The sequence below is a fragment of the Streptomyces lasiicapitis genome (assembly GCF_014646335.1).
Lineage (GTDB): Bacteria > Actinomycetota > Actinomycetes > Streptomycetales > Streptomycetaceae > Streptomyces > Streptomyces lasiicapitis.
On record NZ_BMNG01000001.1, the window covers coordinates 553,915 to 573,967 of the forward strand.

Here is a 20,053-nt window from a genome sequence, read left to right on the forward strand (position 1 = left end):
CCGTCAGGCCTCGGGAGCCGCTCCTCACACTCCTTCAACTGTCCGCAGGAACAGGCGCAGTTCCCGCGGAGGGAAGGTCACTTCCCGTAATACGCGTTGTAGATCGAGACCGTGGACTTGTTGCCCTTCTTGTCCGTGATCTTGGCGTGGAACGAGATCGCCTTGCCCTTGTCCGGGTTGGTGACCTCGACCTTGCCGTTCGTCACCTTCAGCGGCTCTCCCCAGTGCTGGCCGTAGTCGTAACTGGCGTACACGTAGAGCGACTTCAGGTTGGCGCCCGCCGCCGCGCCCTGCACCGTCACCGGCACGGACTGCTTCTTGCCCGCGGGGGCCCGGCTGTCGAGGCCGACGGCCGCGTTGATGCGCACCCCGGAGACCGGGAGCTTCGTGGCGGCGTCCGTCTTCTTGGAGCGGAACGTCCAGCTCGCGTCGACCCGCGTGGAGGCCGCGGACACGGCGACGCTGCGCTTCACGGACGTGGCCAGCTTGTACTCGGCGTCACCGGCGGGGACCGTGAACGGCTTGTCGCCGGTCAGCGGGTCGTCGTTCTCGCCGATCTGGGTGCCGTTGCGGGCCAGCGTCGTCTTCACCGAGGTGGTCGTCGAGCCGCCCGCGTGCGTCTGGCCGTCGGCGAAGACCGGCAGGAAGCCCGCGATCTTGTTGCCCTCGCGCACCACCCCGTAGTCGCCGCCGATACGCGGGCCGATGACGGCCGTGTTGAACGTCTTCGTGTACGTCTTGCCGCCGGTGAACGCCTGCGGCTTGCCGAGCGTGTACGAGGCGTCGACGATCGGCCAGCCGTCCGGGTCGGTGCCGGCGCGCTGCTCGTACTCCAGGCTCCAGGTGACCTTGTCGGCCGTGGAGACGTACAGAGTGCGGGTGCTCGGCGCCTTCTGCGGCACGGTGATGCCGGTGGAGCTGAAGCTGCCGGGCAGCCTGCCGAACGCGGCGATCGCGGCGGTCTTGCCGCTGGAGGACGCGCCGAGGCCCGCCTTCACGGTGGCGAGGTCGGCTTCCTTGTAGTCCTTGGTGTAGCCGGTCGCGAGCTTCTTGACGACGCCGCCCGCGACGGTGCTGTACTCCGCCTTCTCGCCGCGCGACCAGTGGCCCTCGAACTTCTGGAGCAGCGAGCCGTCGGTGACCTGCGGGCCGAGGTGCGCGCTGCGCAGCCCGGTGTACGCGTCCAGCCACCAGCCGAAGCCGTAGGCGTCGTCGCCCGCGGTGACCTCGTACGACGGCGCGGCGAACTCGGACTTGACGGCCGAGGACGGCACGGAGATGTCGATCGGCTTGGCGGTGCGCGCGTCCACCGTCACCGTGGCCGCCTTGGTGACGTCCAGCTTCGGCTGCGAGATCCAGTCGGCGCCCTTGGTGATGTCCTGCGGGTCGACGTACACGCCGGAGTCGAGGACGTAACCGCCCTTGGGGACACGGACCTTGGCGGTGCCGGACGGGTCCTGCACCGGGATGGACTGCTCCGCGCCGAGCCCGGAGATGCCGAACAGGCCCGTGCTGTAGTACTTCGCCGGCTGCCCGTCACGGCCGATGTGCTTGACCGTCAGGTCGTACGACTCGACCTCGCGGTCGACCGCGGCGGCCGTGCGGACGCTCTGGCCGCCGCCGCTCGCGACGACGTACGCGGAGTAGGCGCCGTCGACCGCGCCGCCCAGGCGCGTGTCGGCAGTGAGGTCGACGGAGGCGGTGCCGCCCGCGGGGACGGTCACCTTCTTGGCGGCGAGGGTGAAGAAGCCCTCGGGGGCGGGCTTGCCCGTCGGGTCGCTGGCCTCGGCGGTGAGGTCGAGGGTGACCTCTTCCTTGCCGAGGTTCTTGTAGGTGACCTTCTTGGTGACGGGCTTGTCGTCGGTGTGCGGCCACAGCTGGGTGCCGAAGCTCACCGACACCGGGTCGGCGATCACGGTCTGCTTGATGGCCTGATCGACGGCGATACGGCCCGAACCCTGCTGGAACGCCGTGTACTTGCCCGCCTTCGTGGACGCGGTGAGCGCGCCCTTCAGCTCGGGCTGCTTCCAGTCCGGGTGCTGCTGCTTGAGCAGCGCCGCGGCGCCGGCGGCGTGCGGGGCCGCCATCGACGTACCGGAGATCGTCAGATAGCCCTCGGGGTTCTGGCCGACCTCCTTCTCGATCTCGCTGCCGGGCGCGGCGGCCGCCGTGATGTCGACGCCGGGCGCCGTCACGTCGGGCTTGATCGCGCCGTCGCCGACGCGCGGGCCCTCGCTGGAGAAGTCCGCGAGCTTGTCGTTGTCGTCGACCGCGCCGACGGTGAGCGCCGAGTCCGCGCTGCCGGGCGAGCCGATGGAGCCGGGCGAGCCGGAGTTGCCCGCGGAGATGGCGAAGAGGATGCCCTTCTCCGCCGAGACCTTGTCGACGGCCGCCTCCAGCGGGTCGGCGCCGGGGGTGTCGCCGCCGCCGAGGCTCAGGTTCACCACGTCGGCGCCCTGGGCGGCGGCCCAGTCGATGCCCGCGATGATCCCGGAGTCGTCGCCGGAGCCGGTGTCGCCGAGCACCTTGCCGTTGAGGATCTTGGCGCCGGGCGCGACGCCCTTGTACGCGGCGTTCTTGGCGCCGGTGCCCGCCGCGGTCGAGGCGACGTGCGTGCCGTGCCCGACGCGGTCCTTGGTGTCGGGCGAGGGCGTGAAGTCCTCCGCCGCGACGACCTGGTCCTTGAGGTCGGGGTGGGTGGCGTCGACGCCGGTGTCCAGGACGGCGATCTTCACGCCCTTGCCGTCGTACCCGGACTCCCAGGCCTTCGGCGCGCCGATCTGCTTCACGCTCTTGTCGAGGGTGGCCTTGCGCACGCCGTCCAGCCAGACGCGGCTGATACCGGAGGCGGTGGTGCGCGCCCCGGCCCGCTCGGCGGTGAGGGCCTGCCACAGCTTGGCGGCGTCCCGCTTGGGGGTGGTCACCGCGTCGGCGTTGAGGGTCTTGAGGGTGCGGCGTACGTCGGTGCCGCCCGCGTCGCGCACCTCGGCCTTGGCTCCGGCGGCCGCGCCCTTGTAGGCGACGATCACCTTCAGGCCCTGCTTCTGCGCGGTGCGGTTGTCCTTCTTGCTCAGCTCCGTGACGTCGAAGAGCCGCTGGTCGAGCGTGCCGTCGGCGATCAGGCGCTGGGCGTCGGCGGGTATGACGAGCGTGTGCCCGTCGCGGTTGCTGGTCCGCACGGGTATGCGTTCACGGCCCTTGGCGGGGTCGAACGCGGTGACCCGCCCCAAGGCGCCGACCGTGACGCGGTCGCCGGTGAGCAGGGTGATGTGGTGGCGCACCGGCACCCTGACCTCGTCCGCGTTCGCGCCGGACGGGCGGACGGGGTCCGGGTCCGCCTGCGCCGGGCTGGTCATGCCCGCCGCGAGCGCCACGGCGGCGGCGGTGGCGACACCGGCCGCGGCCGCGCGCCGCGCGGTGACCGGTCTTTGGGCTTTCCGCACTTGTCCGAGCAAGTTTCCCCCTCAGGTGAAAGCTCTGAGTCACGCAGCATGTCGAAGGGGACGATATCTGTTCAACTATGGGACGGAAGTGCAGAGTTGGTGTTGTTGGCCGGTTCAACATGGTGCCGCAACACAGCGGACACGGCAGTGGCCCGCACCCCTGTGGGGTACGGGCCACTTCACACAGGCCAGAGGCGCTCGCCGGTCAGACCTCCGAGCCCGCCTTCCACTCGGCCCAGCTCATGTTCCAGCCGTTCAGGCCGTTGTCCGGGGCGATGACCTTGTCGCCGGTGTTGCGTACGTCCACGACGTCACCGGTGATCGAGTTCTCGAAGAACCAGGAGCCCGGCGTCGACTTGTCGTTCGCGCCCTTGGCGTCCCGCAGGCCGATGCAGCCGTGGCTCGTGTTCACGTTGCCGAAGATCGACGACGAGCCCCAGTAGTTGCCGTGGATGAAGGTGCCGGAGCTGGACAGGCGCATGGCGTGCGGCACGTCCTTGATGTCGTACTCACCCTTGCCGTCGCTGTCCGTGAAGCCGACGGTGGCGCCGTTCATCCGGGTCTCCTTGAACATCTCGGAGATCACCATCTTGCCGTTGTACGTCTTGTTGTCCGGCGCGCCGGCGGAGATCGGAATGGTCTTCACGACCTTCCCGTCCCGCATGATCTTCATCTGCTTGGTCTTGGCGTCGACGACGGAGACCTGGTTGCGGCCGATCTTGAACTGGACGGTCTTCTGCTGAACCCCATAGACCCCGTCGGCACCCTCGACGCCGTCCAGGTTGAGCTTCAGCGTGATCGTGGAGTTGCCCTTCCAGTAGTCCTGGGGCCGGAAGTCGAGCCGGTTGCCCCCGAACCAGTGCCCGACGACTTCCTGACCACTACTGGACGAAACCTGGATCTTGGACTGCACGTCCTTCTTGTTGCTGATCGCCTTGTCGAAGTTGATCGACACCGGCATGCCCACGCCGACCTTGGAGCCGTCCTCGGGCGTGAAGCTGCCGATGAAGCTGTTGGCCTTCGAGACGGTGGTGAACGAGGAGTTCTCGTGCGCCTTGCGGCCCTCGGAGTCCTTCGCCGTCACCGCGATCTTGTACGTGGTGGCGCGCTCCAGCTGGCCGCCGGGCTGCCAGCTCTTCTTGTCCGCGGATATGTCGCCCGCGACGGCGGCGCCGCCCTCCGCCTTCATGACGACACTCGTGAGCGTGCCCTCACTCACGGTGACCTTGGCGTCCTTGTTGATGCCCGCGTTGTCGGAGCCGTTCTTCGGCGCGATCGCGATCTTGGCTTCGGAGGTCTTCTCCGCCGCTGCCTCGTCGACCTGGTTCTGCGACTTCTTGCCGCTGCCCGAGCCGTCCTTGTCGCCGCCGTCGTCGCTACAGGCGGAGAGCACAAGCACCCCGCCGACCAGGGCGGACACGGCCATCAGACCCCTGCGCCGCTTACTGTCCGTCATTACACGCTTCTCCATCGTCGCCGAATCCCCAAGACCCCGCGGGTCCCCCCGCATCCCCGCCTAACGCCTTGCCGGTGCGTCCCGTTCCATTTCCGCCGAAGATGTGGGGAACGCCACGTCGGCGGTACGGCCGGGACGACCGCGCATCCAGGAGACGACTGAGCCCCGGGCGGCGGTTGCCGCCCGGGGCCCCTGAATTCCTATGGAGCTTCCCGGGACGCTGTCGGCGCCACCGCGACTAGGGCTTGGCGCCGACCTCCTCGTACTCGGCGGCGCCGTGCATGTCGTCGTCCTCGGCGCCATCATCCTCGTCCGGGTCCCAATCCGGCGAATCGGGATCGTAATCGATCACTTCGCTGCTCCATGAGGCCTGAGTCAGCTCGACTCCGGGCACGTCCCCGATCAGATCGACGGGGTCGACGAGGTAGGCGAGGGCCTCCGCGTCGTCCTCCCGCACGGCGGCGCGGGCGTGGGCGCGCTCGTCGTCGGGCATGTGGGTGTCCTCCGCGATGCGGGCCAGGGCGGTGCCGCGCAACTCCTCGGAGCCGTCGACCTCGACCACCAATTCGACGCGGAGGCGCACAAAGCGTGATGTCTCGTCTGCACTCATAAGCCGGAGCGTACGGCGCCCTCCCGCCGCAGCTTTCCCGCGACCCGCGCCTTTCACTAGGCTCGCCCCAGACGGCCAATTCGCCAGCTCCACAAGGGGGATCCGTTTCCCGATGACCGCACGTCGCACGCTGTTGACCGCAGCCACAGCCGGGGCCCTGCTCGGCGCCCTGTGGTTCGTCCCCTCCGCCAAGGCAACAGCATCGCCGGCCCCGGCCGGCGCGCCCTCCCACACCTCGACCGCCCCCTCCCACACCTCAGCCGCCCCCTCCCACCTCGCGGCCGCCCCGCCCCACGAGACGGCCACCGCCACCCACCTGCCCGACTCGGGCGCGGACACCGACACGACTCCGTACGTGGCCGGGGGGACGGCGTTCCTCGGGCTGGGGGCGGGGTTCGTTCTGTACTCGGTACGACGGGATGGGGCGGAGGGGTAGCCGGGGGCGGCTACTGGGGGGCCGTTGCCCCGGTGGCCGGGGCGGCGAAGTCGGCCGTGTCCAGGTCGAAGGCGAAGGGCTCGGGAATGTGCAGCGTGTCCCCGAACCGCACCGTGGTGCGGGACCGGTACCCCTTCGGCGACGGGCCCCAGAAGGCCGTGATCTCCTCCGCCTGCATGTCGAGGACGAGGTAGACGGGCACCACACGCCCGTACGTATCAAGCTTGTATCGGCTTCCTGCAGCACAACCTGGACCACGGCGACACGACGATCTTCCCCCGGATGAGCTCGGCCTTGTAGCCGTCAGGTGTATTGAGTTCCTCGACGAGGCGAAGCATGTCCTCGAAGGCTTCGCCCGGGGAGGGCTGGATCACTGCGCTCACGCCGCGACCGCCCATTCGCCGGGCCGACCGGCCCCCAGCTCGAACCAGAGCAGCTTTCCGCCCCGGCCGAAGAGGTCGTCCCCGAGCAGGTAGCCGCCCCACGCGTGCGCGTAGTGACACACGAGGAACAGACCCCGGCCGCCGTCGGCCTCCCCTGCCGGGGTGGGCGGGACCGGCCGTAGGGCCCCGCACCGGCCCCGCTCGCCCCGGTCGAACGGTGGCGGGATGTGCGCGTCGGTGTCCCACACCGTGACGCGCAGGCCGCGCCCGCCGTCCAGCTCGCGCAGCCGCAGGGCGGCGGGGCCGCGGCTGTGCCGGTAGGCGTTGGTGACCAGTTCCGATGTCAGCAGCTCGGCGACGTCGTTGAGTACGGAGAGGCCGTGGGCGGAGAGGACGGTACGGAGGGTGGCTCGGGCGATGCGGGGCGACCGGGGGTCGTGGGGGAGGTGGAGGGCGTACGTCCATGCGGGGGCGGGAGTTGGGGGTTGCGGCGGGGATACGGTGGCCATGGCTGGCTCCTGGGAGGTGGGGGCACGGTGCTCATCCGGCTGACGCCGGGGGCTGGTTGAGCGAAGTGGGCACCACCGTAGGGCAGTTGATGTGATACTTGATACCGAACTGACGTGACGCTTCATTTTTCCCTCGTGTGAGTGACCGCGAGGCAGGTCCAGGAGAGAGGGCACACGTGCCGCCCAGCACCAGCCCCACGCTGCGGCAGCAGCGCTTGGGGAGCGAACTGCGCAAGCTCCGCGAGCACGCGGGCCTGACGGCGACGGCCGCGGCGGCCCGCCTGGGCCTCAAGCAGGGGCAGATCAGCAGCATCGAGACGGGCCGGTACCCCGTCAGCGCCGATCGGGTGCGCACCTTCGCACGCAGTTACAGCTGCGGGGACGACGAACTCGTGGACGCCCTGGCCGCGATGACCGGTGGCCGCAAGCGCGGATGGTGGGACGAGTACCGGGAGCACCTGCCGGTGGGGCTCATCGACCTCGCCGAGCTGGAGCACCATGCTGTCGGCCTGCGCGCCGCCCTCGTGGTCCACATTCCAGCGCTGCTACAGACCACGGACCACGCCCGCGCCCTCTTCCAGCAGGCGGTCCCGCCCCTGCGGCCGTACGAGATCGAGCACCGCGTCACGCACCGGGTCAAACGGCAGGGCATTCTGCACCGCGACAGCCCGCCCCCTTACAGCGCCGTCATCCACGAGTCGGCCCTGCGCATGGGATACGGCGGTCCTGCCGTGATCCGCGATCAGCTCCAGCACATCATCGACATGAGCGAGCTGAAACACGTCACCGTGCGGGTCATCCCGTTCGGCAAAGGCTGCTTCCCGGGCACGGGACAACCCATCGACTACGTCAAGGGGCCGGTTCCGCAGCTCGACACGGTTCAACTGGACACGCATCATGGCTGCGAATTCCTGGACGCGTCCGCCCAGTTGAGCAAGTACCGCTCGGTGATCGACCGCATGGAAGACGGCGCACTCGACCCCGCGGAGTCACGCGACCACATCCACCGCATCGCCCAGAGCACCTGACGAGGCCCCCATGACCGACCTCCAGTGGCAGAAGTCCACCTACAGCCCGGACTCCTCGAACTGCGTTTACGTCGCCGCCTCCCCCGACGGCACCATCCACCTCCGCGAAAGCGACGCCCCGGACGTCACCCTCACCACCGGCCCCCGCCAACTCCAAGCCCTCATAACCGCCCTGCGCCGAACCAGCTGAACTAGCCCCCACCCCGCCGCGAAAACACCACACCCCGCGCCGGCCCCAGCGCCGTGGCCACCGCGCCGAGCACCACCGCGTCCTCCCCGAGGGCGCTCGCCGCGATGCGTGGGCGTAGCGGGGTCAAGGTGCGCAGGGTCTCCTGGACCGGTTCCAGGACCAGATCCAGGCCCTGGCCCACGCCGCCGCCGAGGACGACCAGGTCGGGGTCGAGGACGGCGGCCGCCGCGGCGATCGTGTAGGCAACGCGTTCGACCTCCAGGCCAACCGCCTTGCGAGCGGCGGGAGTTCCGGCTCGGGCCGCGTCGAAGACGATCTTCGCGGAGAGCTGGCCGGTCATGCCGAAGCGCCGGGCCGCCTCGACGACGGCCACCCCGGACACCGCGTCCTCCAGCGTGTCCGGCTTCTGCCGCCCCGGCCACGGCAGGAAGCCGATCTCACCCGCACCCCCGCGCGCCCCGGTGAACAGCCGCCCCTCGCTCACCACGCCCATGCCGAGGCCCGTACCGATCATGATGTACGCGAAGAGGCGGCTCCCCGCGCCGACGCCGAACGTGTACTCGCCAAGGGCGGCGAGGTTGGCGTCGTTGTGGACGTCGAGCGGTACGCCGCCCAACTGGGCGCGCAGTCCGTCGATGAGGCCCGCGCGGCCCCAGCCGGGCAGGTGGTTGGCAAAGCGAACGCGGCGCCGCTCGGCGTCGTACACCCCCGGCGTGCCGAGCACCGCGTGCACGACCGCCGCGTCCCCGACGCCCGAACCGGCCACGGCCTCGCGGCAGGTGGCCGCGATCAGGTCGACGAGCGCGCCGGAGCTGCGGGCCCGGTTGCGTACGTCGGCGCGCTCCACCACCGTGCCGTCGAGGTCGGCGAGGGCGACGCGGAGCCAGCCGCGCCCGACGTCGACGCCGAGGACGTGTCCGGCGGTGGGGTCGGCGACGTACAACACCGCCGTCCGCCCGCGCTCGGGCGCGCGCGTGCCCGCCTCGCGGACCAGGCCGGACTCCGCCAGGGCGGCGAGCGCGCTGGAGACGGTGGGCTTGGAAAGGCCGGTCTCGCGGGCGAGCTGGGCGCGCGAGGCGGCGCCGCCGGCGCGCAGGCGGTCGAGCAGCAGGCGTTCGTTGGCCGCGCGCAGGCGCGAGCGGTTCCAGGTCGGCGCGGGGCCCTCGGCGGACACCTCGCCCACATGTCGGACGGGCATGCCGCCATCCTCCCGCAGACGACCGAACACCGGACCGTTCCCCATGCCGATCCCCTTACCGAACCTTTCCCGGCGGGCCCCTTGACGCACTAAGTAAGCCTCCTTAACTATATCGCCCACGTCGAGGAGGAGGCCCCATGTCCGGAGCACCGCCCGCAGACCGCCCACCGCCCAACTCGCCTTCCCCCAAAGGTTCTCCCGAAGGGGGCTTCGTCCGCCGGGTAGGCCCCTTCCAGGCCACCGCCATCAACATGAGCCAGATGTGCGGCATCGGCCCGTTCGTGACGATCCCGCTGATGGTGGCGGCGTTCGGCGGGCCGCAGGCCGTGACCGGGTTCGTGGCGGGCGCGCTGCTCGCGCTCGCGGACGGGCTCGTCTGGGCGGAGCTGAGCGCCGCGATGCCGGGCTCGGGCGGCAGTTACGTCTATCTGCGGCAGGCGTTCCAGTACCGCACGGGCCGGCTGATGCCGTTCCTCTTCGTGTGGACGGCGATGCTCTTCATCCCCATCGGCATGTCCACGGGCATCGTCGGCTTCGTGCAGTACCTGGGCTATCTGGCGCCCGACATGGGCCGGACCACCGGCGACCTGATCGGGCTCGGTGTCATCGCCCTGGTCATCGCGCTGCTGTGGCGCGGCATCGAGCACATCGCGCGCATCACGGCGGTGATGTGGGTCGTCATGATCGTCTCGGTCGGCCTTGTCATCCTCGCCTCGCTCACGCACTTCGACGCGGACATGGCGTTCACGTACCCCTCGGACGCCTTCGAGCTGACGAGCAACCACTTCTGGATCGGCTTCGCGGGCGGCCTGACCATCGGCATCTACGACTACCTCGGCTACAACACGGCCGCCTACATGGGCGCCGAGATCAAGAACCCCGGCCGCACACTCCCCCGCGCGATCGTCTTCTCGATCCTCGGCATCATGACGATCTACCTCCTGCTCCAGATCGGCACGCTCGGCGTCATCGACTGGCACCGCATGACGGACCCCGGCGACATCGCCTCAACGTCCGTGGCGTCGGCGGTACTTGAGGAGACCTGGGGCAAGGGCCCCGCGAACGTGATCACGGTCCTCATCCTGATCACGGCGTTCGCGTCGGTCTTCGCGGGCCTGCTCGGTGGCTCCCGGGTGCCGTACGACGCGGCGCGCGACCGCGTCTTCTTCCGCCCGTACGCCAGGCTCCACCCCCGCCACCGCTTCCCCACCCTCGGCCTCGCGACGATGGGCGTGGTGACGTCGGCGGGCTTCCTGCTCGGCCGCCACACGGACCTGGCGACCCTGATCCAACTCCTCACGGCGGTGATGGTCCTGGTGCAGGCCCTTGCCCAGATCCTCGCCCTGACCGTCCTGCGCCGCCGCCAGCCGAACCTGCGCCGCCCCTACCGCATGTGGCTCTACCCGCTCCCGAGCCTGATCGCCCTGGCGGGCTGGCTGGTCATCTACGGCTACGCCGACAAGAACTCCCCGGGCCGCCACCCCATCGAGTGGTCCCTGGCCTGGGTCGCGCTCGGCTGCGTGGCGTTCCTGGTGTGGGCCCGCCGGGAGAAGGTGTGGCCGTTCGGGCCGCGGGAGATCAGCGAGGAGTACTTGGCGGCGGAGGAGGGGCCCGGCGGCGGCCCGGCTCCGGACGAACCGGAGCCGGAGCCGGTGCCGCGCGCCTGAGGAGTGGGGCCCTAGGCCAGGGGCCCGGTGACCGGCTCCACGGCTGCGACCAGCCGACCCTCGCGTACGAAGGTGTCCGCGGCCGCGAGGTCGGGCGCGAGGTAGCGGTCCGGGCCGGGGCCCTCGACGCCGGCCTTGCGGACGGCCTCGATGACGGCGCGGCTCGCGGGGGCCGGGGTCAGGCCCTCGCGCAGCTCGATCGCGCGTGTGGCGGCGTACAACTCAACAGCGATGATCCGCCCCAGATTGCCCACGGCCGTACGCAGTTTGCGCGCGGCCGACCACCCCATGGACACGTGGTCCTCCTGCATCGCGGAGGAGGGGATGGAGTCGGCCGAGGCGGGCACGGCGAGGCGCTTCATCTCGCTCACCAGCGCCGCCTGCGTGTACTGGGCGATCATCAGGCCCGAGTCGACGCCCGCGTCGTCCGCGAGGAACGGCGGCAGGCCGTGCGACCGGTTCTTGTCGAGCAGCCGGTCGGTGCGGCGCTCGGCGATCGAGCCGAGGTCGGCGGCGGCGATGGCCAGGAAGTCGAGTACGTACGCCACGGGGGCGCCGTGGAAGTTGCCGTTCGACTCGACGCGGCCGTCGGGCAGCACGACGGGGTTGTCGACGGCGGAGGCGAGTTCGCGCTCGGCGACGGTGCGGGCGTGGCTGAGCGTGTCCCGGCCCGCCCCCGCGACCTGCGGGGCGCAGCGCACCGAGTACGCGTCCTGCACGCGGGGCGCGTCGTCCTGGTGATGGCCCGTCAGGCCCGAACCGGCAAGCACGGCGAGCATGTTGGCGGCGGAGGCGGCCTGGCCCGGGTGCGGGCGGATGGCGTGCAGCTCGGGGGCGAGCACCTTGGCGGTGCCGAGGAGCGCCTCCAGGCTGAGGGCGGCGGTGATGTCGGCGGACTTGTAAAGGGTGTCGAGGTCGGCGAGGGCCATGACCAGCATGCCGAGCATGCCGTCGGTGCCGTTGAGGAGGGCGAGGCCCTCCTTCTCGCGGAGCTCGACCGGGGTGATGCCGTGCGCGGCGAGCAGTTCCCCGGCGGGCTTCAGCTCTCCGTCCGGGCCCTCGGCCTCGCCTTCGCCCATCAGCGTCAGCGCGCAGTGGCTCAGGGGGGCGAGGTCGCCGGAGCAGCCGAGGGAGCCGTACTCGTGGACGACCGGCGTGATGCCGGCGTTCAACACATCGGCCATGGTCTGCGCGACCTCAGGGCGTACGCCGGTGTGGCCCGAACAGACGGTCTTCAGGCGCAGGAACATCAGCGCGCGCACGACCTCGCGCTCCACGCGCGGGCCCATTCCCGCCGCGTGCGAGCGGACGATGTTGCGCTGCAGCGCGGCGCGGAGGTCCGGGCCGATGTGCCGGGTGGCGAGGGCGCCGAAGCCGGTGCTGACGCCGTAGACGGGCTCCGGCTTGGCCGCGAGCGCGTCCACGATCTCGCGGGCCGCGGCGAGGGCGGTCACGGCGTCCTCGCCGAGTTCGACGCGGGCGTTGTGTCTTGCGACGGCTACGACGTCCTCTGCGGTTGTGCCGGTGGTTCCCAGCACCACGGTCTGCATATCCATATTCAGGGAGCCTACGCACTGAATCGCCTCGTGTCACGAGTCCGTCTGCCCCTCTGTTTCCCCCGCCACTGCGCGGCACCGCTCTCCCACCCGCCCGCCCGTTTCCGGCACTCCGGCGGCTACCGGCCCCGGAACCGGCGGCGCTCCCCCGCCCCCGTCGGGCGGGCCGAGTCCGCGAGGCGGATCACCGGGTCGTCGGCGCCCTCACGGCCGGCGATCACGGGGACCCGGGCGCGCGCTGCCTTGGCGCGGTACTGGGCCGCGTCGGCGAGGCGGAACAGGCGGCGGGCGGAGCGTACGGCGCCGATCGGGTCGCCCGTGGACGCCACCCCGCACGCGACTCCGTCGCCGAGCTCCAACTCGCCCGCCCGCAGGCACAGTTCATCGGCGACCCGTACCACCTCGTCCGACGAGGGACCCACGGAGAGGAGACAGAACTCGTCACCGCCCAGGCGCGCGGCCAGCGCGCCCGGCAGCATCGCCCCGCACAGCGAAAGGACCGACCCGAAGCGTTCGAGGAGGCGGTCGCCGACCGCGTGGCCGAGGCTGTCGTTGACCCGCTTGAGGCCGTTGAGGTCGCACACGACGAGGCTCACCACGGCCCCCTCGGCCCGGTGCCGCTCCACGGCCTCGTCGAGCCGCAGGTCCACCGCGCGCCGGTTGGCGAGACCCGTCAGGGAGTCCGTGAAGGCGAGCCGCCGCGCCTCCTCGAGGCGCTCGGTCTGGGCGATACCCGCCGCGACCACCGCGACGAGCACGGAGGCGAAATCCGCGTCCGCCCGCTCGAAAACGGGCTCCCCCACGGGCCGGGCCACGTACAGCTCACCCCAGGCCCGCCCGTGCAGCACGATCGGCGCCACCACACAGCACCCGCGCCCACGCCGCCGCAGCGCGGCCACCCGCTGATGGCAGTACCCCGCACGCCCCCCGTCACCGGGCCCGGGCCCCGGCCCACCCGCCGTCTCGACCCACGCGTGCGGCTCCCCGCCCCCCGCCCACCGCTCGTGCAGGAACTCGGTGATCTCCGGGAACTGGTTCACGGGGTACGCCTCGTTCTCGGGGAACTCCTCCTCCCCGGCGGCCCGTTCACCCACGTTCGCGAGCACCCGCAGCCGCCCCCGCTCGCGCTCCCACACGGACAGCGCGGCGAAGCTCCCGCCCAGGGCGATCAGCGCACCCTGGGCGGCGGCCCGCCAGGACTCGCGCGGAGTGTGCGCGGCGGCCATGCCCTGCGCCAGGGCCACGACGGCGCGCAGCCGGACGTCCTCACCCATTGCTCCAGGTTACGGACATTTCACGCAAAGCGAGATGCAGGGGCGGAAAACCCCGAGGTCACGGGGCTCCCGCCCCCGTCGCCGCGGGCCCGACTACTCCCCGGGCCACTCCGGCTTCCGCTTCTCGTTGAACGCGGCGACGCCCTCCGCCCGGTCCCCGGAGAAGGCCACCGACCGCCAGGCCGCGTCCTCGACCTCAAGGCCCGCGCGCAGGTCGAGCCCGTGCCCGAGCCGCAGCGCGCGCTTGGCGGCGCGCAGCCCGACGGGCGAGTTGGCGGCCATGCGCGCGGCGAGCGCGAGCGCCTCGTCCCGGTCCTCACCGGCCCCCGCCACCACGTCCACGAGGCCCAACTCCTTGGCCTCGGCGGCCTCCACGCGCCGCGCGGAGAAGATCAGCTCGGCGGCGCGGGCGGTCCCGACCCGCCGAGGCAGCAACTGCGTACCGCCGCCACCGGGAATGACCCCGACGGACACCTCGGGCAGCCCGACCACTGCGGTCGGATCCGCGACGATGACGTCGCAGGACAGAGCCAGCTCAAAGCCCCCGCCCAGCGCGAAGCCGTGCACGGCGGCGATGGTGGGCATCGGCAGTTCGAGCACGCCCGTGTAGGCACCGCGTGCGACGGGCCGCTGCCGCACCAACTCCGCGTCCGTGAAGGAGTTCCGCTCCTTGAGGTCGGCGCCCACGCAGAAGGCCCGCTCGTGCGTGGAGGTGAGCACGACGACGCGTACGTCGCGGTCATCGGCGAGCGCGGCGCAGGCCTCGCCGATGGACCGGGCCATGGCGCTGGACACGGCGTTCATGGCCTTGGGCCGGTCCAGCGCGAGCTCGGCCACGTACCCGTGCCGCCGCACCTCCACGAAGTCCCCGTACCGACGCTCGCCCATGACCCCTCCACCTCCGGTTAACGACCGTTACCCGGCGATCATGTCAGCCGCGCGGGCCGATGGGTACCCGCCGCGTCAGCCGCGGCGGGCGAGCAGCCAGGGTTCGACGATGCCGAGCCCGCGGACGGGCCGCTGCCACATGGGCTGCAGCGCGAAGCGGTACGCGGGCGGCTCCTCGCCCTCCTTCTCGGCCTTCTCGGCGAGGGCGGCGGCCTCGGTCTCGGAGGCGGGCGCGTCGCCGGTCCGCACGAGCTCCTCCGCGAGCGCTCCGTCGACGAGGACGGCGTCGCGGGGCGCTATCGAGGTGAGCCGCGACGCGAGGTTCACGGTCGTGCCGAACACGTCGCCCATGCGCGTGGTGACCGTCCCGAAGGCGATGCCGACGCGCAGCTCGGGCATGGTCTCGTCGTTGGCCATGGTCTCGATGAGGCGCAGGGCGATTTCCGCGGCGGTGCCGGCGTCGTCGGCGGCGTACAGGACTTCGTCGCCGAGGGTCTTGATGAGCCGCCCGCCATGCGCCGCAACCAGATCCGCCGCAGTGGTCTCAAAGGCCTCGACAAGCTCGCCGAGCTCCTCTTCCTCCATACGTCGAGTGAGCCGCGTAAAACCGACAAGGTCGGCGAACCCGACAGCAAGCCGCCGATCAACCATCTCTTCATCATCAGCGGCCTGAACAACCCGCCCGGTGGCCGCGGCGAGCTGCCGCCGCCACACGTACACAAGGAACTCCTCGAGCTCCGGCAGCAGCAGCTCGACCAGCGGATACGTCACTTCCGTACGGGTCATGCCCGGCTCCGGAGGCTCGGTCAGCCCCTCCAGGAACGAATCGATCTGCCATTCGGCCAGCCGGGCGGTGGTCTGCCCGGTGGACCGGGCCACCTGCACGGCCATGGCCTCGCTGAGCAGCCCCGCCTCCACGAGGCCTGCGAGGCGGCGCAGCGCGAGCACGTCCGCCTCCGTCAGGGCCTTGGCCTGCCCGATGTCGGGGAAGCCCATGGCCCGCCAGAAGCGGGAGGCGAGCTCCATGGAGACACCGGCACTGCGGGCCGCCTGGAAGGGGGTGTAGCGCCGGTCCGCGCCGAGGATCAACTGCTCCAGGCGGAGGGCGAGGGGATTGCTGTCTTCCCCGAGCTCGGGATCGTCGGGCTTCTCGGAGCCGGGGCCCTCCGGGCCGGGGTGGCTGGATTCCACGTAGCCGGAGGTGCGGGATCCCGCGGGGCGGGGGGCGCCGGATCCCTCTGAGCCAGAAGCACCGGCTCCCTCCGAGCCGGAAGCACCGGATCCCACCGGGCCGGGGGCGCCGGATTGCCCGGCACCGGGAACGCCGGATCCCCCAACACGGGGAACGCTGGATCCCCCAACACCAGGGACTCCGGACTCCCCAACACCGGGGACGCCGGATTCCCCCGCACCGGGGACGCCGGATTCCGTGGAACGAGGGGTGCCCGCTGTCGCGGGGCGGGGGTCACCGTCGGGGGCGGGGTGTGCGCCCTGGCCGGAGCCGGTGTCGTCGACGGTCACGCCTGCTGCCCTTCCGATCTGCCGCGGTCAGATATCGACCGGCGCCAACTTTACGGCAGGTGTGCCGCAGCTCACTCCCGACTCCGTCCGGCGCGCTGACCCCCACCCGACCGCACCCCTCAAACTCCCTGCCGGCCCAGGGCAATGCCCACCTCTTCCCCTCACATCCCCCCGCCGACCTGGGCTGTGCCCACAGCGGGAAACGGACCCCGGGAGAGGCGAACCCGCCCCAGCCGCGGCGTGGGACGGCGGACAGGACCGAACGCCGGACGCGCAACCCCCACCGGAGGCGCAGCCGCCAACGAACCGGAGGGGACGTGCCGGTATGTCCGCGCGCAGCCCGCCCGACCACGCCGTACGCACAGGCAATGTCTAGGGCGCCCCAGCGCGAGCACGGACATACCGGCGCGGCCCCGCCCCACAACCGAACCACAGGCGGCGCAACCCCCACCGGAGGGAAAGCCGCCAACCAACCAGAGGGGACGTGCCGGTATGTCCGCGCGCAGCCGCCCCACCACGCCGTACGCACAGGACAACGCCTCCGGCACCCCACGCGCGAGCACGGACATACCGGCGCGGCCCCGCCCCACAGCCGGGCGGAAGGCGAACCACCCACCGGGCGGGAGACGGACCACCCGGCCGAGGAGGGGAGGCGAACCACCCGGCCGGGGGGGAAGGCGGACCACCCGGCAAGGGGCGAGGGCGGCAGTCGGCCTCAGCCCCCGGCGGGGCGCAGGTGGACCACGTCGCCTGCGCTCACCGGTTCCCGGACACCTTCCTCCGTGGCCAGGATCAAGCGCCCGTCCCCGTCGACGGCCACCGCCTCCCCGGTGACGTCCCGCCCCCCGGGCAACTCCGCCCGCACGACCCGCCCCAACGTCGCACACCCCGCCGCGTAAGCCTCCTGAAGCCGAGCGACCCCCGGGTCACCCCCGGCGGCCCGCCACACCCCGTACCACCGCTCCAGCTCCCGCAGCACGGCCCGCAGCACCGGATCCCGATCCGTACTCACCGCCCCGGCCAGCGCCAGCGACCCCGCCCCGGGCACCGGCAGCTCGTCCGCGCGCAGCGTGACGTTGACGCCGATGCCGACGACGACCCCGCCGCCGCCCACGGACCCGGCGCGCTCGGCGAGGATGCCGCCGGCCTTGCGCTCGTCGCCGCCGACGGTGACGAGGAGGTCGTTGGGCCACTTCAGGGCGGTGTCGACACCGGCGGTGCGGGAGATACCGGCGGCGACGGCGACACCGGTGAGCAGCGGCAGCCACCCCCACCGTTCGACGGGCACGTCGTCCGGCTTGAGGAGGACGGAGAAGAAGAGCCCGGAGCGCGGGGGCGCGCTCCAGCGCCGGTCGAGCCGCCCGCGCCCGGCGCTCTGCTGCTCGGCGACGAGGACGGCACCCTCGGGCAGCGAGTCCGCGCGGGCGGCGAGGTCGGTGTTGGTGGAGCCGGTGTCGGGGACGACGTCGAGGGAGGTCCACAGGCCCCCCTCGCGGATCAGGGCGCGACGCAGGGCGCCGGCGTCGAGGGGGGGCCGGTCTAGGTCGGACCACCGGCTGGAAGCGTCACCGGAGCCCGCGGCCGAGTCCTTGGGTACGTCGGGCGATGAGTCGGATGAGTCATTGGGCGGCGTCATGCAAGCCACCCTAGGTGTGGTAAACGCCGCACTGCACAGGCGTATCCACGCCGATACGCTACGAGTCAGTAGCCAGCAGCCGTGAGCCGTCACCGTCCCCTCTGAGCAGGCAGGGAGCCGCGCCCCGATGTCCGAGCCGCAAGAGCCCAACAAGCAGTCAGCGCAGCCCCAGCAGCATCCGGAACCCCAGCCCTCCGGGATCGACATCCACACGACGGCCGGAAAGCTGGCCGACCTGCGGCGCCGTATCGACGAGGCGAAGCACGCGGGCAGTGAGCGGGCGGTCGAAAAGCAGCACGCGAAGGGGAAGTTGACCGCGAGGGAGCGGGTCGAGCTGCTCCTGGACGAGGGCTCCTTCGTGGAGCTGGACGAGTTCGCGAGGCACCGCTCGACGAACTTCGGCCTGGAGAACAACCGCCCGTACGGAGACGGCGTGGTCACCGGCTACGGCACGGTGGACGGCCGCCCGGTGGCGGTGTTCTCGCAGGACTTCACGGTGTTCGGCGGTGCCCTCGGCGAGGTCTTCGGCCAGAAGATCGTGAAGGTGATGGACTTCGCGCTGAAGACGGGCTGTCCGGTGGTCGGCATCAACGACTCGGGCGGCGCGCGCATCCAGGAGGGCGTGATGGCCCTGGGGATGTACGGGGAGATCTTCCGCCGCAACACGCACGCGTCCGGCGTGATCCCCCAGATCAGCCTGGTCGTGGGCCCGTGCGCGGGCGGCGCGGTCTACTCCCCGGCGATCACGGACTTCACGGTGATGGTGGACCAGACGTCGCACATGTTCATCACGGGCCCGGACGTCATCAAGACGGTCACGGGCGAGGACGTCGGCTTCGAGGAGCTGGGCGGCGCGCGCACGCACAACGCGACGTCGGGCGTGGCGCACCACATGGCGGGCGACGAGAAGGACGCGATCGAGTACGTCAAGTCGCTCCTGTCGTACCTCCCGTCGAACAACCTGAGCGAGCCCCCCGCGTTCCCGGAGGAGGCGGACCTGGAGCCGACGCCCGAGGACCGCGAGCTGGACACCCTCGTACCGGACAGCGCGAACCAGCCGTACGACATGCACACGGTGATCGAACACGTCCTGGACGACGCGGAGTTCTTCGAGACGCAGCCGCTGTTCGCGCCGAACATCCTGACCGGCTTCGGCCGCGTCGAGGGCCGCCCGGTGGGCATCGTGGCGAACCAGCCGATGCAGTTCGCGGGCTGCCTGGACATCGACGCGTCCGAGAAGGCGGCCCGCTTCGTGCGCACCTGCGACGCGTTCAACGTGCCGGTGATCACGTTCGTGGACGTGCCGGGCTTCCTGCCGGGCGTGGACCAGGAGCACACGGGCATCATCCGCCGCGGCGCCAAGCTCATCTACGCCTACGCCGAGGCCACCGTCCCCCTCATCACGGTCATCACCCGCAAGGCGTTCGGCGGGGCGTACGACGTGATGGGCTCCAAGCACCTGGGCGCCGACCTCAACCTCGCCTGGCCGACGGCGCAGATCGCGGTGATGGGCGCGCAGGGCGCGGTGAACATCCTGCACCGCCGCACGATCGCCGCGGCGGGCGAGCCGGAGGCCCAGGAGGCCGCGCGCGCCCGCCTGATCCAGGAGTACGAGGACACGCTCCTGAACCCGTACACGGCGGCGGAGCGCGGGTACATCGACGCGGTGATCCTGCCGTCGGAGACGCGCTCGCACCTGGTGCGGGGCCTGCGTCAGCTGCGTACGAAGCGGGAGTCCCTGCCGCCGAAGAAGCACGGCAACATCCCCCTCTAGCCCGGGCAGTCCCCCCGAGGAGCCACTTCGTGATCAAGGTCGTACGAGGCAACCCGACCCCAGAGGAGCTGGCCGCCGCCCTGGCGGTGGTCCAGGCGCGCGCCGCGGCGGCCGCGAACACGCCGTCCGGCGCGCCCCGGCTCCCGGACGCGTGGGCCGACCCGGCCCGGGTGGCCCGGGAGCGGATGCCCGCGCCGGGCCCGGCGGCGTGGGGCCGCACGTACTGGCCCGGCTGAGCGGTACCGGTACGAGGCATACCGGAAGGGGCAGAACCGGAATGCCCCACGCCGGAAGTTGAGTACGCGTACTCAGGCGCGCGCTCCGGCGCGACCGCACCATCGAAGGCATGCTGTGGTCCGACCCGGAGAACGACCCGCCCAAGGACATGCGGGACATGCAGGCGAAGATGCGCCGCGCAGGAGTCCTGCTCGCCCTGGCGATGGTCGTCGCGATGGTGATCCTGGGCGTGATCTGAGGCGCGGCG

Annotated in this window: 18 protein-coding genes; 7 read left to right on the forward strand and 11 right to left on the reverse strand. The window is 71.5% G+C overall.

All coding sequences use genetic code 11. The annotated features are described in order from the left end of the window. Positions 1 to 77: 77 nt before the first annotated feature. The 3 genes from IEY91_RS02475 to IEY91_RS02485 all read right to left on the reverse strand — a co-directional run bounded on the left by IEY91_RS02475 (position 78) and on the right by IEY91_RS02485 (position 5,509). A complete protein-coding gene (locus IEY91_RS02475) occupies positions 78 to 3,443 on the reverse strand; it encodes a S8 family serine peptidase (RefSeq protein ID WP_189172614.1) in 3,366 nt (1,121 codons plus the stop codon). Between the two features lie 205 nt (positions 3,444 to 3,648). Further along, the gene (locus tag IEY91_RS02480) at positions 3,649 to 4,899 is read right to left on the reverse strand and encodes a L,D-transpeptidase (protein ID WP_189172615.1); all 1,251 of its coding nucleotides are present in this window, start codon (positions 4,897 to 4,899) and stop codon (positions 3,649 to 3,651) included. A gap of 238 nt (positions 4,900 to 5,137) precedes the next feature. Next, positions 5,138 to 5,509 (reverse strand): hypothetical protein, encoded by a 372-nt coding sequence (locus tag IEY91_RS02485; RefSeq protein ID WP_189172616.1) that lies wholly within the window; start codon positions 5,507 to 5,509, stop codon positions 5,138 to 5,140. 112 nt (positions 5,510 to 5,621) lie between these two features. Here IEY91_RS02485 and IEY91_RS02490 point away from each other — a divergent pair, with 112 nt between their 5' ends. Next, positions 5,622 to 5,945: an LPXTG cell wall anchor domain-containing protein gene (locus IEY91_RS02490; RefSeq protein WP_189172617.1), complete on the forward strand. Its 324-nt coding sequence runs from the start codon at positions 5,622 to 5,624 to the stop codon at positions 5,943 to 5,945. 10 nt (positions 5,946 to 5,955) lie between these two features. Here IEY91_RS02490 and IEY91_RS41515 read toward each other — a convergent pair whose 3' ends face one another. Next, positions 5,956 to 6,147 (reverse strand): hypothetical protein, encoded by a 192-nt coding sequence (locus IEY91_RS41515; protein ID WP_229696634.1) that lies wholly within the window; start codon positions 6,145 to 6,147, stop codon positions 5,956 to 5,958. 177 nt (positions 6,148 to 6,324) lie between these two features. Further along, complete coding sequence (locus tag IEY91_RS02500) at positions 6,325 to 6,837, reverse strand: ATP-binding protein (protein ID WP_189172618.1); 513 nt, start codon at positions 6,835 to 6,837, stop codon at positions 6,325 to 6,327. Positions 6,838 to 7,013: 176 nt separating this feature from the next. Between IEY91_RS02500 and IEY91_RS02505 the strand changes: the two genes are divergently transcribed. Together IEY91_RS02505 and IEY91_RS02510 are read left to right on the forward strand one after the other, a co-directional pair. Continuing rightward, positions 7,014 to 7,865 carry a DUF5753 domain-containing protein gene (locus IEY91_RS02505; protein WP_189172619.1) on the forward strand — a complete coding sequence of 284 codons (852 nt, stop codon included), beginning with the start codon at positions 7,014 to 7,016 and terminating at the stop codon, positions 7,863 to 7,865. Between the two features lie 10 nt (positions 7,866 to 7,875). After that, entirely contained in the window at positions 7,876 to 8,055 is a 180-nt protein-coding gene (locus tag IEY91_RS02510) for a DUF397 domain-containing protein (RefSeq protein ID WP_189172620.1), read from the forward strand. A 1-nt stretch (position 8,056) separates the two neighbouring features. Here IEY91_RS02510 and IEY91_RS02515 read toward each other — a convergent pair whose 3' ends face one another. Further along, positions 8,057 to 9,253: an ROK family transcriptional regulator gene (locus IEY91_RS02515; RefSeq protein ID WP_189172621.1), complete on the reverse strand. Its 1,197-nt coding sequence runs from the start codon at positions 9,251 to 9,253 to the stop codon at positions 8,057 to 8,059. A gap of 137 nt (positions 9,254 to 9,390) precedes the next feature. Between IEY91_RS02515 and IEY91_RS02520 the strand changes: the two genes are divergently transcribed. Further along, positions 9,391 to 10,920: an APC family permease gene (locus IEY91_RS02520; protein ID WP_164321308.1), complete on the forward strand. Its 1,530-nt coding sequence runs from the start codon at positions 9,391 to 9,393 to the stop codon at positions 10,918 to 10,920. Positions 10,921 to 10,931: 11 nt separating this feature from the next. Here the strand turns inward: IEY91_RS02520 and hutH are convergent, their stop codons facing one another. From hutH to IEY91_RS02545, 5 genes are all read right to left on the reverse strand, one after another. Beyond that, a complete protein-coding gene (gene hutH / locus IEY91_RS02525) occupies positions 10,932 to 12,470 on the reverse strand; it encodes a histidine ammonia-lyase (RefSeq protein ID WP_189172786.1) in 1,539 nt (512 codons plus the stop codon). Between the two features lie 125 nt (positions 12,471 to 12,595). Beyond that, on the reverse strand, positions 12,596 to 13,750 hold the full coding sequence (locus IEY91_RS02530; protein WP_189172622.1) for a GGDEF domain-containing protein: 1,155 nt from the start codon (positions 13,748 to 13,750) through the stop codon (positions 12,596 to 12,598). Between the two features lie 93 nt (positions 13,751 to 13,843). After that, positions 13,844 to 14,638, reverse strand: coding sequence for an enoyl-CoA hydratase/isomerase family protein (locus IEY91_RS02535; protein WP_189172623.1), 795 nt, complete (start codon positions 14,636 to 14,638; stop codon positions 13,844 to 13,846). A gap of 75 nt (positions 14,639 to 14,713) precedes the next feature. Then, positions 14,714 to 15,925 (reverse strand): adenylate/guanylate cyclase domain-containing protein, encoded by a 1,212-nt coding sequence (locus IEY91_RS02540; RefSeq protein ID WP_189172624.1) that lies wholly within the window; start codon positions 15,923 to 15,925, stop codon positions 14,714 to 14,716. A gap of 949 nt (positions 15,926 to 16,874) precedes the next feature. Continuing rightward, positions 16,875 to 17,795: a biotin--[acetyl-CoA-carboxylase] ligase gene (locus IEY91_RS02545; protein WP_189172625.1), complete on the reverse strand. Its 921-nt coding sequence runs from the start codon at positions 17,793 to 17,795 to the stop codon at positions 16,875 to 16,877. Positions 17,796 to 17,922: 127 nt separating this feature from the next. On the opposite strand from IEY91_RS02545, the gene IEY91_RS02550 reads away from it, so the two are divergent. From IEY91_RS02550 to mmpB, 3 genes are all read left to right on the forward strand, one after another. Further along, positions 17,923 to 19,569 (forward strand): acyl-CoA carboxylase subunit beta, encoded by a 1,647-nt coding sequence (locus tag IEY91_RS02550; protein WP_229696636.1) that lies wholly within the window; start codon positions 17,923 to 17,925, stop codon positions 19,567 to 19,569. Between the two features lie 29 nt (positions 19,570 to 19,598). Continuing rightward, positions 19,599 to 19,805: an acyl-CoA carboxylase epsilon subunit gene (locus IEY91_RS02555; protein WP_164321316.1), complete on the forward strand. Its 207-nt coding sequence runs from the start codon at positions 19,599 to 19,601 to the stop codon at positions 19,803 to 19,805. A 110-nt stretch (positions 19,806 to 19,915) separates the two neighbouring features. After that, positions 19,916 to 20,044, forward strand: coding sequence for a morphogenic membrane protein MmpB (gene mmpB / locus IEY91_RS42270; RefSeq protein ID WP_268240844.1), 129 nt, complete (start codon positions 19,916 to 19,918; stop codon positions 20,042 to 20,044). The last annotated feature ends 9 nt before the right edge of the window (positions 20,045 to 20,053 follow it).